7 protein-coding genes are annotated in these 14,309 nt (G+C 36.4%); all 7 read right to left on the minus strand.

All coding sequences use genetic code 11. The annotated features are described in order from the left end of the window. Window positions 1-92: 92 nt before the first annotated feature. Window positions 93-1,649, minus strand: a complete 1,557-nt coding sequence (locus ACFSAH_RS09590; protein ID WP_379662509.1) for a BspA family leucine-rich repeat surface protein — start codon at window positions 1,647-1,649, stop codon at window positions 93-95. A gap of 71 nt (window positions 1,650-1,720) precedes the next feature. Next, complete coding sequence (locus tag ACFSAH_RS09595) at window positions 1,721-4,759, minus strand: glycosyl hydrolase (RefSeq protein WP_379662510.1); 3,039 nt, start codon at window positions 4,757-4,759, stop codon at window positions 1,721-1,723. Between the two features lie 26 nt (window positions 4,760-4,785). Beyond that, window positions 4,786-6,318, minus strand: coding sequence for a sialate O-acetylesterase (locus ACFSAH_RS09600; protein WP_379662511.1), 1,533 nt, complete (start codon window positions 6,316-6,318; stop codon window positions 4,786-4,788). 107 nt (window positions 6,319-6,425) lie between these two features. Continuing rightward, window positions 6,426-8,741 (minus strand): glycosyl hydrolase family 95 catalytic domain-containing protein, encoded by a 2,316-nt coding sequence (locus tag ACFSAH_RS09605; protein WP_379662512.1) that lies wholly within the window; start codon window positions 8,739-8,741, stop codon window positions 6,426-6,428. Between the two features lie 146 nt (window positions 8,742-8,887). Continuing rightward, window positions 8,888-9,229, minus strand: a complete 342-nt coding sequence (locus tag ACFSAH_RS09610; RefSeq protein ID WP_379662513.1) for a hypothetical protein — start codon at window positions 9,227-9,229, stop codon at window positions 8,888-8,890. A 52-nt stretch (window positions 9,230-9,281) separates the two neighbouring features. After that, entirely contained in the window at window positions 9,282-10,892 is a 1,611-nt protein-coding gene (locus ACFSAH_RS09615) for a RagB/SusD family nutrient uptake outer membrane protein (protein WP_379662514.1), read from the minus strand. Window positions 10,893-10,909: 17 nt separating this feature from the next. After that, entirely contained in the window at window positions 10,910-13,990 is a 3,081-nt protein-coding gene (locus ACFSAH_RS09620) for a SusC/RagA family TonB-linked outer membrane protein (protein ID WP_379662515.1), read from the minus strand. Window positions 13,991-14,309: the final 319 nt, after the last annotated feature.

The raw sequence follows: 14,309 nt of genomic DNA on the forward strand, positions 1-14,309 counted from the left end.
CATTAGTTTAAGAGCACTCTATCAAAAAGAAAAACATGTTCTTATTTAGATTAACCTATACAAGAACACGCTCTAACTCTTTTTTAAAACCGTTATTTAATCTTTTTCACGTAAACAACATCACTATCACTTATAGTCTTCCCATCTTTATCTATCTGAGTGATTTTCAAATAGAAATCACTTTTTTCCTTTAAAGTTAATTCACTTTTATTACAGCCAGTAAAAAACATCCCAAACAATAAAGTCATAGATATAAATAAACCTTTACGGCGACTAAACAATAATACAGCTAATATTATTGTTGCCAATACTGGTACACTTGCCAACTGAAGATCATTAGAACCAATAGTATATGAATAATCTATAGGCTCATCTGAATTCCCATTAATGGCTTTGGTAGTTACAGTTGCCACTTTCTGCCAATTTTCACCATCTTTAGATAACTGAATAATAAATTTATCGTTGTTTTGCTCGCTTATAGTCTGCCATTGAACCAGTAATTCGTCATTAATCAAGCTAGCTTTTAGTTCTACAAAAGTTACAGGCAAAGTTCCTTCATCAGTATCATTTTGAAAATTCCAACCTTTAGCCTTTAGTATAGCCCGAGCATCTTTTGATTCTTGTGTTAAATAACGTCTTCCATTTACATTAAAATTAGTTGGAGGATCAAATATTGCTATTGATGCATTATTTGCCCAACCAATTAAAGTAGCTTCATAGTTTTCTCGATTCATGCCACTGTTAGCCAACATACTATTTATACTGGTCACAGAATTTAGTTTCCAACTCGCCAAATTTTGGTTAAAAGAGCTTGCTCCACTAAACATATTAGCTACTGAAGTCACTTTTGATACATCCCATTTACTTCCGTCTGTACTTAATGGCTGATTAAAAGAAGTTGCATTTTGAAACATATTGTTCATAGATGTTACAGAACTTGTATTCCAGTTAGTTAAAGAATGATTAAATGCTGTAGCTCCATTAAACATATTTGACATGCTAGTCATATTTGATACATCCCAATTTCCTATAGACTGATTAAATAAAATAGCCCCAGCAAACATATTCGTAGGGGATGTTACAGCACTCATTTCCCATGAATCAAAAGAAGAGTTTCCTATCAAAGAAGTACAATTTTGAAACATATTTGCTGCAGTTGTCAGTGTAGGTAAATCGGTTGCGGTTATATCTAAATTAGCACACCCATTAAATGTGTGATTATCTCTAAACCTTACTTTTCCCCATGCTTCAACACGTATAATTTTCTTGCGATCCTGTATTTCTGGATTAGATGGAGCTCCAAAAGTAAACCGAAGTGAATTATTATTAGTCTGAATATTATAATTCGTAATGGTTACCCTATAAGTCCCTGAGTTAGGAAAATCTATGGTTTGTGGGCCTTTTACTCCTAATAACGTACCAGTCTCACTAGAATTATTTACATTAACCCAGAAAATATCATACGTTGTTGTACCGTTAGTTGTAATAGGAAGTTTAATCTGCTTATTATTCGTTACACCACCTTCATTATCAGTTTTCCAAACTGTAACAAATGGTTCGTTACTTGTGTCTTGTCCATAACCTAGAAAGACATTTCCGATAAAAAATATCACAAGTAGTAATTTCTTCATAATTTTTATTGTTTTCATAATTTTTATAATTTAATTACATATTCATTTCCATATATAAACCATCATTAGATTTTATTTCAAAAACCACATCAATTCCCTTTTAAATGCTCGTAAGTTTTCTTATTAATAGTTACAGGACCAATTAATCCCGACGATACCAAGGCTTCTTTTTTAGCATTAAACCATCCTTCTTTCTCTCGGAAAAGCGTCCAGGTAACACGTTGTTCCTCTGGTAAACCGGCATCTGCTATCAACCGGTTTTTCCATGTATTGGCTACTTTTATTTCTAACGTATTTTCACCGGATTTAACAGCATCGGTTATGTCTATTCTAAAAGGCGGTTTCCAAACAGCCTGAAGTTTTTTGTCATTAAGGGTTACTTCAGCAACATTTTTAACATCACCAAGGTCTAGCATTATACGCTCACTTCCAGATCGTTTTAAAATACTTTGTGCTATATTTATTTTACGCTGATAAGTAGCTACACCAGAGAAATGTCTTACGCCAAAATCACTGTGCTGTGACAATGAAACCAGTTCCGGCAGTTCAACTTTTGCAGGTGCACCACGCTCTGTCTCAAACATTACTGTCCATGCTCCATTGATATTCTGTATGTTTTCGTAATTCGCAAAGTTTTCTGTCTTTTTTGCTGGCGTTGTTCCCTGATTACGAAAAACGATGAAATAGCTTTCTGCAGATGTAAAATGTAACGGAATATAAGTGCGACCATTTTTAACTTCCCAATTTGTAATAAGTCTCATTTCTCCTGTTTCCGGATGCCATAATTCTGGCTCTTTTCCTGTAATACGAAAAGCAACTGTTACTACTCTATTTTCAAGCTCCTGATTACTTAAAAAATAGAAATCCGCATTATTTGTCTTACGGTGAATAGAGGCAAAACTAGGCGAGCTGTATTCCATACCAGATTCTGGTAAATGCTTCACTTTCCCATCTGCATCTTTAGGGTTCCAGCCCTTATTTCTTAGCAAAACTTTATTCCCCCGATGTATCCAAGACATATCCGTATTAATAAACTCAACATCAAATGCTAATCCGTTCTTTTTAAGAAGTTCTGCAGGTTGAGCGTTTTGTATTACTTTACTCCAGGTACTGGATACAATTTTTTGAAGCGCTGCATCATTATTTGGATAATCCGAAAGACTAAACGATTTACTTGGTTTAGGGCCAAGCACTAAAACTCCTGCCGATGCAAGCTCTCCGATTTTTTTTGCGATCTCAGGGCTCATCCGCATGCTTAGTGGCAATACCAACATTTTGTAGGACACCCCATCAGGTAAAACCATACGTCCATTTTCCGCTTTAGCTCTTGTCAATAAAGCATCTCTATTGATACAGTCATAATCGTAACCAAAAGGTAAAGAAGGACTTAAACGACTACGATGAATAGCACTAGCCGGAAGTTCCTCGCCTATAAAATAAGCTACGTCTGCAACAGGCAAGCCTTGTTGTAGCATAGACTGGCAACGGGTCATATAATCATACCAAGGTTTGGCTAAATTCTGCCAGGGCTGGTTGGCACTAAACATGGTACCGTAAACATTAAATAATGTTATCCCAGGTACTTTTTCAGGAAATGCCTGGTGAGCCCAAACATGAAGGGCATACCGATTAATTCCGGATGCATAGGTATAATCGCCCAAAGTTTTTAAGTAATAGGGATCCTCTGTCCACCTAATTACACGCTGAGTAAATGCCTCTGCCTGAACCAACCTTTTTCCATATATATGCGCTCCGGATGAAACCTCTGGAAGATGAGCTGCATCCTGCCCATGTGAAGCAATCCAAAATTCTCCCATAGGAACGTCTACTTCACGATAAAACTCTAAGGCGTCTGTCATCGTACCAGCCATTGTCTCGGAGCTATAAGTACCGCCTGCTTTATTGGTAAGCTCTACAGATGTTTTAAAAAACACATCAACTACTAAATCCAATATCGTACGGCGATAATCCCAAAGAAACCTTTCCGATTCTTCTGCCGAACCAATTGCAATTCCCATAGTAACCGGCAGATATTGAACAGGATCGTAACCACGACGTTTTTTAAACTCTTCTCTAAAAACAGGCGACCATGTTTGTGCACCGCACTCCCAGCTATCGCTATGATTCATAGAAAGAACTTTCCCGGCCAACTCGGGCCCTACTCTAGCAATAGCTTCTCCGTACCAATTTGAAAATTGAAATTTCACTGCCTCGGGGTTAAACTTATCTACCTCCAACCCCTTATTAAGAGGTCCTGTAGGTCGAACAGTTTCTCCTGTGGAGGAATATCCAAAACGTTGGATTACCCATTTACCTGCAGGAGCTATCCAATTAAGATGACCATCCTTATCCATTTTATCACTAAGATTGATTACCTGCTTAAAAGGAATGCAACTTTCTGCAGCAATATCATTCGTCCATTTAGCTAAACGTGGCCCATTTGCCCCATATTTAGTAGCAAAATCTGTAATTAATTGTGCTGGTTTTAGGTTAGTTGCAGAAAACTCTTTCCATCCGGAAGCTACAGGATATGCTATTACAGCTATATCTCGATAATAATCAGCATATTTAGACATCGTCCATGTACCTTCTTTTATTTCTGTATTAGGACGAGTAAGTTGTATTTTTTGCGGCTTTCCACCATCTACTACAGTTGTAGAAGAAACCAGCTTTTGCATAGAAAATTCGGGAGTAATCCATGGTCCGCCTGCCAACGACCAGCCAGGCCCGGCATTAAATGCTATTTCCATTCCCAATCTACCGGCTTCCTTTACTGCAAAAGCGACCAATTCCCAAAATTTCTCTAATGGAGGATGTGCGGGTTCTTTTACTCGTAAATATTCTTCGTAATTTGGACGATCAATAGCAAAAATATAAGCCCCGCCAATGCCTGCTTTTGCCATCGATTCCAAATCATAAGTAATACCTTCACGTGTTGCATTACCGCTTAACCAATACCAAAAAGACCAAGGTTTGGCTTCTTTACTAGGTTTAGTAAAACTTTCCTGTAAATTGGAATTTAATGATGTATAAATAAGGTCTTTTTTAGGCTTTTGAGCTAAACTTATTGTAAAGCCTAATCCAAAAAACAAGACTAAAAACGCAATTAAAGAATACCTACTAGCCATGCTTATTATGTTTTATTTTTAAAAAATCACTTTATACTTATAAATCCAGCTGCTGGCAATCCATTATCGCTATACAAAAATATAGCTGGCTGCGCCCATCCATCCCATAAATAACGTACGCCTTCTATTAGCTCTCCATTAGGAGATTTAACCGTTATTTCTCCATTTTTATTAGTAATAACCTTATTTGTTGCTATCCATTTATCTTTGCTGAGCACTTCTATACCAGAAGCTTCTTTTTTAGCTATTAAGCTAGCACCAAACGTATTAAATGTTACCACACATTCTGCCTCTTTATACTGAATACTTTTATATAATGGGCTATAAGGATTAATTTCTTTTCTGCCATATAGCTCATACATGGCTATATTTTCGAAGCGTTGGCCTACCGCTATTTTATTTTGTGGATGAACATCTTTTTCTTCGCCTACATCATTGGTAACAACCATTGCCGTATTTTTCATCCGTTTTTGAGCTTCTAATTGCGCCCAACGGGTTGCTCCCCACTTCCAGTCATACTTACCTTCGAATGAGGAAAGCTGTGCGAAATAAAATGGCATCTCTGATTTACTCCAGTATTTTCTCCAGGTAGATACAAGTGTTATAAATTGATCTGTAAAAGTTTCAGGTTTACCAGAATCTGCTTCACCCTGATACCATATAAATCCTTTGGCAGTATAGCCTTTTATGGGGGCAATTCTGGAATTGTAAAGCACTTCAGGTGTTCTGTGGACTCCTCTTGGTGTAAATTTCAGAGGCTTGTTAACATTCGGTCCTGTATAACGTCGATTTTCTGTTTTGGCTTTCTCACGCTCAGCCTGCATATTTTTAAATGCTATTTCATATTTCTTCAGTGCAGCATCATAATTATATTTTGCCTTCTCGTTATCAAAAGCTTTCAATTCTTCATCAAAACCTTTTGACATATCCTCTCTTTTTAACCACACCATCATCATTGTTCCGCCCATAGCTGTTTCAACAATTCCGACAGGGACATTTAAATCTTTATACAGCTGCTCTGCAAAATAATAAGACACCGCGCTAAAGCTGCTAACTTGTTTTTTTGTACTTTCTTTCCATCCGGACTGAACATGGGTATCTTCCTGCGGCTCGGCTGCCTCTTTTTCTATATTTCTGGTAAAAAATCGTATCATAGGATTATCGGCATTGGCTCTTGCCTCTGCAACTGTTGTTGTTTTTAAAACCGTCCAAGCCATATTAGACTGCCCACCGCTTATCCAAACTTCCCCTATCAAGACATTTTTTACTTCTTTAGATAAAATTCCATTCTCGTAAAACTTTAAAACCTGCGGGATTTTATTAGCTTCCATTGCTGGCAAAAAAAGACTCCATTTACCCTCATTATCTGCCTTAACCTCTGCTTTATAATTACCCAAAACAGCCTGTACTTTAGCATTAGGACTGGCCTTACCCCAAAGTTTCACCAGTTCGGAACGTTGCAAAACCATGTTATCACCTATCACACGTGGGGTCCAGACTTCTGCATAGATTGAAATTGAAGTAAAAATTGATAAAATTAAAAACAGTGTTTTTTTCATAAAACGTGTAAGCTTAGAGCTATAATTTATACGCTGACAGGGTTGTTATACATTTGGAATAACCCCTGTCAGCGTTTAGTTTATTTTTATTCGTTTTTTATTAATCATTATATTCTTTCCAGAAGAACCTCTTCTCCTGCTTTGGTATTATATTCTAATACAGAAGCTGCTTTCTGTATTTCTTTTCCATTCATTTTGTAACTTTTGCCTAAGTTGTGTTTCATCTTTAAAAGTCCACCTTTTGTACTTTTTATCTTCACTACTGCTGTTTTTCCATCCTTTACAGTTGCACTAACTAAAAAAGCACCTTCTGTTAATATTCCTGAAAAATCAAAATTTCTCCAGCCATCCGGAATTGCCGGCAATACATCAAGTATATCGTCCTTTTTATTTTGCACCAGTAGTTCATAAACGGCACTTAATGCTCCCATTGAAGCATCCATTTGCATTCTTTCCATAGACCTTCCGTTACGCTCACGATCCCAAGGATATGCTTTTGTTTTAGGATTAAAACGAAAATCTGCTCCGACAGCTACTCCTGGCAAACTCAAAAATGCCAATGATCCTCTACCTGCATTTAAATAATTATCGGCCCAATAACGTAACCATTTTACACCTACATTTGTCGCCCCCATACGACTCCATATTGCGGACGTCCATGGCACACTCCATCCGACCCAATTACCTGCGCCTTTAAAAACAAAATTATGCATGGTGTTAGTTAGTACTTCATAATGTACAGGATCATAAGGATCAATAGTTGAAAAAGGATAAATACCAGCTAAATGCGAATGATGGCGATGACTTCCTTCTAAATCTTGCCCCTCCCACAAAGCAATCCTAATACCGGCACCGCCTTTTTCCGGCATCCAGATACCATCTATTGTGGTATATTGAGGAAGACGTTTACTTACATCTTCCCAGCGTGAGTCTAACGGTTTTCCTAAAATTTTTGCAGCTTTTGGTAAAGTTGTAGTAATACTATGTAAAGCTGCCAGTTGAAAGGAAGCGTCTCTCCCTGTTGCATTTTCTAATGAAGTACCTCCATATTCTGGACTTACCGAAACTGGCAAACTAAATCTCTTTCCACCTTTTTTATCATCTACTTCTTCTAAAATAGAATAGTAAGTTTCAAAAGCCCCTTCTAAAAGCGGCCATGCTGTTTTAGCTAAAAGGTCTTTATCCAAGGTATACCTATAATGTCTCCAGGCTAAAGTAGCCATCCAAGCTACGTTACCTTGGTCTACAATACCTGCCCAAAATCCTCCTCTTAAATTACCTCTGTCATCTGTTGCATGCGGAAATAAAAGCGCATTTTTACGTCCGTAGAATTTCTCTCCGTTAGCTCTGAATTTTGGCAATGCGATATGTATTAAATCCCAAATCGGATTAAAATGGTTAGGTCTATTTGAAGCTAATGAGGGTTCATAAATCATTTCGACATTTACATTATAATGAAAATCGCCTCCCCAAGGTGGTAATTGATGATGTTCATGAAATGGCCCCTGCAAACCTGCCGCTTTAGCATGTGGAGGATTTACACAAGCTTGCTTATACAAGCCCATATCGGCGATTTCTTGTATTACAGGATCTGGAATATTGATTTTTGGAACTGACAACCAGTAATCTTTCCACCATTTTTCTGTTGAAGCTAGATTGTTTTTTATAGCATTTGCAGTTAGATTTTTATCAAAATCGGACTGATTCATTTTCCCTAAATAACTTCCTACTAAAAGTAGCCCTTCCTCCTGTTTATAGGCAATATTTAGCGGATCGTCCTCTGGAAGTGTTTGTGTAAAGCCTTTGACTCCTTTTGCTGTTTGCCATTCTTTAGGCGCTGATATACCTGCCGGCTCTAAACTTTTCTTAATCCAATTCCAACTGGGCTGCAATGTATAAACCGCTTTAAGATGTGCAGGCATATCTAACCAAGCAAGTTGAAACTCACTAGCAGCTTTTATTAACTGCCGTATCGTAAAAACCGTTTCCTTATTATCATTACCAACAAGATAAATGCTGGCTGTAGCGGTATGTAAATCTAAAACCCCTCTTTTTAGCTTATATCCCTGCGGGAATTTTATTTCTAAAACTCCGCCGCCGATTTGCCTATGTAAACCTTGTGATTTTGGGCTTCCAAACAACTTGCCCACCTTACCTTTTTGATGAACAATTTCTTTAAAATCGTTAAAATTTGTTAGGTTCTTAAGTTCATTTGCTCCTCTATGATCCCAAAACCCATTCTGGCCAATTGTAATACTAAGTACATCGTTTTCTCCCCATATCATAAGCCCCTGAGTACCATTACCAATAATTAAGCCCATATGAGGCCGAGGCAATGGAAAATCATAATTCAATTTTTTTACTGATTGTGCTATAGCAAAACAAGGAAAAATGACTATGCTAAATAATAAAAGTACTCTCATTTTCATTTTCATTATAAATTCAATTCAATAATTATTTATTATAGCTGTGTTGATATTGTGACCAATGCAATATGGTAAAAGATTATACCTAAAACATTAATCAACAATCGAACTGAACTTAATCAACACCAATAACTCACTAAAAATCAATCATTAGACAGAGCTTTTAAAGCCCTCTGTTTTTCTCTCAATTGTTTATTCTGTTCTGGTGTTAATATTTCATCCCAATAAGTTTTCATCCTATACCTGAACAATTCGTTCATCTTGGTTTTCTTTTCTTCAGCGCTTAAAACATTATTACTCCTTATTTCTTTCTTCTTTTCCTCGAACTCCTTCATAAGCTCATTAAATTTCTGTTTTTGTTCTGCTGTAGCATTTATTTCTTCCATTGCTTCTATAGAAAGTGAATTATATTTTTTAGCTTGTTGCGCATTTACGTATACAGATAAACCAACTGCCAATAGCATACTTAAGATTACTTTTTTCATAATTGCTTGTTTCTATTTGTTTTATAATTAATTTTACTTTTCCTATAATACCTTAATAATATCCTTGATTTTGCCCTTGAGCTTGTAAAGCTCTATTTCCTCCATCCATTTCTTCTTGAGGGTAGGGCCAGGTATATACCCTGGGAATGCTTGCTCGTTTCCTAAAGACTCCCTCATTATCAGCTGGAAATGAAGCAGGAGGAAGGGTAAGCAACAACGGATTTCCTTGATCATCTTTCCATCTCTTCAGGTCGAAAAAGCGCTGATGTTCAAACGCAAATTCCCAACGCCTTTCGTCCCTGATACGTTTACGCATTTGCTCTTTTGTGAGTCCAGCCGGATAAAGAGCCATTGTTTTCAATCTGTTTCTAATCTCATTTACAGCATCATAAATACTCTGATCTGGTATTGCTAACTCTTCATTTTTTGCTTCGGCATACATCAGCAGCACATCTGCATATCTGATTACATAATAGTTTTGTGGCCCCCCATTTTCGTATTGCTGACTGGATATAATAGAATATTTTTTGATGGCAAAATCACCTACATTATTATAATTCCATAAACGGACGCCACTGGGTCTCTTATCCATAAAAGTATAAATGCTTGCTCTTAACCGTGGATCCCTATCTTTGAAACGGGTAGTATTGGTATTCACATTGTTTGAGCCAGAGACATAACCTGGAGATTTAGCACCATAACCATTAGGAGAATAATCAGCAACTATAGGTTTCCCATCTGTACATAAGTATGAGTCTACTAAATCTGCTATTGGTATTATCTGTTGAGAAGGCCATGTCAATGCTAATGTGGTATCTATCCTTGTAGAGAATCCCTCACCTGTATCTATTCCTTTTCCTGTGAAATTAATCTCAAACAAACTTTCTTTAGAAAATTCTCCCTTTTCAGTAAACAGCTCTGCATAATCTGGATACAATTCATATTGCTTAGAATCAATAATCCCAAAAAAAATTTCCGCTGCCTTTGACCAATTTTCTTCAGTTAAATAATATTTCCCCAACAATGCCTCTGCTGCTGCCTTAGGAATACGCCCTCTTTCAGATAAAGGAACTATTTTGGGTAAGTTAGGGATTACAAATGTTTTAAGATCATTAATAATCCAAGCATATATATCTTTTTTAAAGGTTGCAGCTTCTGCTGCATCAGATCTTTCTTTAGTTTTTGTATAAAAAGGGACATTGCCCCAGATTGCAGTTAGATCATAATAAGCATAAGCTCGTAGAAAAGCTGCTTCTGCTAATATTCTGGATTTCGACTGACTCTTAAAGAGATCATCAGGCATAACAGAAACTTTATCTATCATTCTATTTGCCCTGTTAATAATGACATAGTAATCTGTCCAGAACCTAGCAATCCTTGCGTCACTAGAGATATGAATATCTGATTCTATAGCTCGCCATTCTGCTCCGCTCCTGTAAGTAGCGTTATCTGTAATAATATCAAATTCCCGATAGCTTTTCCCCATTAGGCCTCTAGCTTGAAAGGCATCGTACACTCCCACCAACCCTAAAAAAGCTTCTTTTTCGTTTTTATAAAAACTTTCTTCTTCCAGCCAATTAGGATCGGTAATCTGTAAAGGATCTTTACAAGATGAAACTAACAGAAAAACAATTGATAGAAAGATTAATACAAAATGTTTCATGTTCTTTAATTTTTAGGTTAAAAAGAAATATTCACACCTCCGGTTAGCATTCTCACCTGCGGGTAAGTTTGGTTATTCATCTGTCTTGAGAATCTTTCAGGATCTACCTGCTTAATTAACGAGGTAAAAGTTAACAGATTTTGTCCCGAGAAATAGAACCTTAATCTATTAACCCCAACTTTTGCTGAGAATTTATCAGACATTGTATAACCGAATTCCAGATTTTTTAAACGGATGAAATCTGCATTATGTACCCAAAAAGAAGATACTTCTCCTACTCCCAAATTATTACCGTTACTGGTAAAAACAGGCCAGGTACCCTCAGGATTATCCGTCGCACTGTAACGATTATCCCACCATTCTTCCCAGAAATTTGCATGAATAGAGGTACCAGGTAAATTACCATAATCTCTTACATAAATCTGTTTTCCTTTTACACCGTAAAATAGAAAGCTCAGATCAAACCCCTTATAAGATACTCCTCCTGTTAATCCCAGTTCATACGGAATCTGACTAGCACCAAGTGTAGTACGATCATGAAAATCAATAATCCCATCGGGTACCCCGTCAGGTCCACTAATATCTTTAAACTTCATGGCTCCAATTTTCATACTACTACGGTTGTTTTCACCTCCAAGTACGGGAGTTGTAGCTAATTCCCCCGCATTCTTAATAATCCCATCATATACGTATCCATATATAGAATTAAACGGAGCTCCAATTCTTGTAATAAAAGGTCCTTGTATAGCTTCAGGCCCCAATAAAGAAACAATTTCGTTAGTGTTACGGGCATAATTTACCCCTATATGATAATTGAGTTTATTAATAGCATTTCTATATTTCACCGAAACTTCCACCCCATTATTTAAAACATTTGCCAGATTTCTGGAAAATCTTTGTGTGGCGTTCTCTATAGAAGGTGGAAAATCTAGATAAAAAATAACGCCATTATGCATCCTTCTGTACACATCTACTGTCACATCCAGTTTATTTTTAAGCATAGCTATATCCAATCCCAGATTGGTAGTGGTAGCTGTAATCCAGCTCAAATCCAGATTGGCAAACTCATGTATCATTGCACCACCATAAACCTCATCTCCTATAGTGTAATAACCACTAAACTCATATGTTTGGTGATAATTACGCACCCCCACAATGTCATTACCAGTTTTTCCCCAGCTTGCCCTAAACTTTAGCTGATCTAAAACTTTTCCGGGATTTATTTTCTCAAAAAACTCTTCTTTAGAAACCATCCACCCAGCAGATACAGAAGGAAAACTGTTATAACGTTTATCTTTAGGAAGTCTTGACGAGCCATCTCTTCTTATATTCGCTTCTGCAAAGTATTTATTTCGATATGCATAATTTATACGACTAAATACCGATTGGTATGCCCAATGCTGTTTCATACCTGTAGTGGTAATGTCGGTTGTCACCTGATCCAACACTTGCTTTTCATTAGTAGCAAGATTATTTCCTTTACCAGAGAATCTATCACGTTTAAAATCCATAAACTCATATCCTACCATCGCCGTAAATACATGCGCCTTCTTAATATTAAATCTATAAGTAGCCAAACTTGTGGTTTGTAGCTGATCTGAGGACGAATTAAATTTATACAACGAATTTATTCGGTTAAATACAGATGTCCCATTAGGAACATAATAGGTATATGTGGGATTAAATCTTTCTTCTCCTGCTATCGTACTGGTATAGGAAAAATTAGAAGTTATGGTAAGCGACTTAACAGGTCTGTAAATTAAGGAAGGTATAATAGTTAAACGCTTGTTTAAAATATCTGTTCTTCCTTGCTCTGCAACTAAACGCGCTGGTAAAGAAATTTCATTTAGAGCTAAACTATATACTCCCCACTCTCCATTCGTATATCTCTCAGGGTTGATGGGGATAGACCTGTAAAGATTATCTTTAAAAATTACCGAGGCTTTTGTATAAGCTTCATTCTTATTTTGTGTATAACCAGATATATTAAACCCAGCCTCAAGTTTTTTAGACATGGTGGTTTTCACATTTAAACGGTAGTTTATACGATCACTTCCGGTATTATACATAATTCCTTCCTGATTAAGATATCCGAAAGAGCCTTGAAAAGAAAGATCCTTCGTGCCACCATTCATAGATAAATTGGTTATAACTTGTGGTGCTGTCCGAAATAGACTGGCAACAGGATTATAATTCGCCAAAGAATCGTTATAAATACCGGATCTAACTCTACTTATCTCCTCTTCTGTAAATTGTCGTACATTATTATACCCCGCTTCATTCTGTAAAATCATCCATTGCCATGACTCCACCATTTTTGGTAACCTTATACCATCTTGCAGAGCATAACTACTATTAAGGTTAAACTTTACCTTACCGATAGCGGGTTGTTTTGTAGTCACCAGAATTACTCCGTTTGCACCTCTTGAGCCATAAATAGCTGTAGAAGAAGCATCTTTCAGAACAGTTATTTCTTGAATTTCTGCCGGAGATAGTGTCGAAAATTCTTTAAGACCCGCTTGTACTCCATCTATAATAATCAAAGGACTGATAGCGATGCCGCTTGTAACTGTTCCCCTCAATTTTACTTCGCTGTCATCTGCCCCCGGTTCACCTCCCACTGACGTAACAGAAAGCCCTGCTATTCTACCAGACAATAAGTCTATGGTATTTGATTGAGGTATGTTTTCGAGATCTTTAAAGTTTATACTTTCTACCGCATTGGTAATACTGGATTTTTTTTGAGTACCATATCCCACCACTATTACCTCATCCATCTCAATGGCGTTTTCCGAAAGAACAATTTCTATAAAGTTATTATCTTCATCAACAGTAATAGTTTTATCCTTAAAACCAATAGATGTTATTTTCACCTTTTGAGTACCTTTGGGCAAACCTATTGAAAAATTACCATCTCCATCAGTCATGGTTCTTTTTCCTGTAGACTCTACTATCAAAACGCAGCCTATAACTGTCTGTCCTGATTCGTCTTTAATATTACCAGTAACAACTCTCGTTTCATTCTGCCCTCTTACCGTTTTAAAGAATAACAATAAAGAACAGAGACATAATGTTAGTAAGTGTCTTTTTCTATACATTTAGGGTTTGGTTTAGTAATTTATATATAGTAGTTGCTTTGAATAAAAAACAACATACTAAAATTAATAGTTCGCGTTTATTTGGTATATGCTAATATGTAATTATCATAAGATTAAAATATCTCAACATGGGGTAATATTATCTCATAATGATTTTTTACAGTAAAAAACAGCTCACTTAATTCTTTCAACACTTTTTAATAAAAAAAAGATATATTTTTAGATAGGATTTTCAAAAAACACTCTTTCATTGTTTCTTAAACTACTCGTTCATCTGAGTATTTTAATATTTCCTATCATATAATTTCTTATTTCTACC

The sequence above is a fragment of the Pseudopedobacter beijingensis genome (assembly GCF_042678145.1).
Taxonomy (GTDB): Bacteria; Bacteroidota; Bacteroidia; order Sphingobacteriales; family Sphingobacteriaceae; genus Pseudopedobacter; species Pseudopedobacter beijingensis.

What these genes read in the sequence shown, in the direction of transcription:
- ACFSAH_RS09615 (WP_379662514.1), bottom strand. Translation starts at nt 10,892, where the DNA reads ATGAAACATTTTGTATTAATCTTTCTATCAATTGTTTTTCTGTTAGTT.
- ACFSAH_RS09605 (WP_379662512.1), bottom strand. Translation starts at nt 8,741, where the DNA reads ATGAGAGTACTTTTATTATTTAGCATAGTCATTTTTCCTTGTTTTGCT.
- ACFSAH_RS09590 (WP_379662509.1), bottom strand. Translation starts at nt 1,649, where the DNA reads ATGAAAACAATAAAAATTATGAAGAAATTACTACTTGTGATATTTTTT.
- ACFSAH_RS09610 (WP_379662513.1), bottom strand. Translation starts at nt 9,229, where the DNA reads ATGAAAAAAGTAATCTTAAGTATGCTATTGGCAGTTGGTTTATCTGTA.
- ACFSAH_RS09620 (WP_379662515.1), bottom strand. Translation starts at nt 13,990, where the DNA reads ATGTATAGAAAAAGACACTTACTAACATTATGTCTCTGTTCTTTATTG.
- ACFSAH_RS09600 (WP_379662511.1), bottom strand. Translation starts at nt 6,318, where the DNA reads ATGAAAAAAACACTGTTTTTAATTTTATCAATTTTTACTTCAATTTCA.
- ACFSAH_RS09595 (WP_379662510.1), bottom strand. Translation starts at nt 4,759, where the DNA reads ATGGCTAGTAGGTATTCTTTAATTGCGTTTTTAGTCTTGTTTTTTGGA.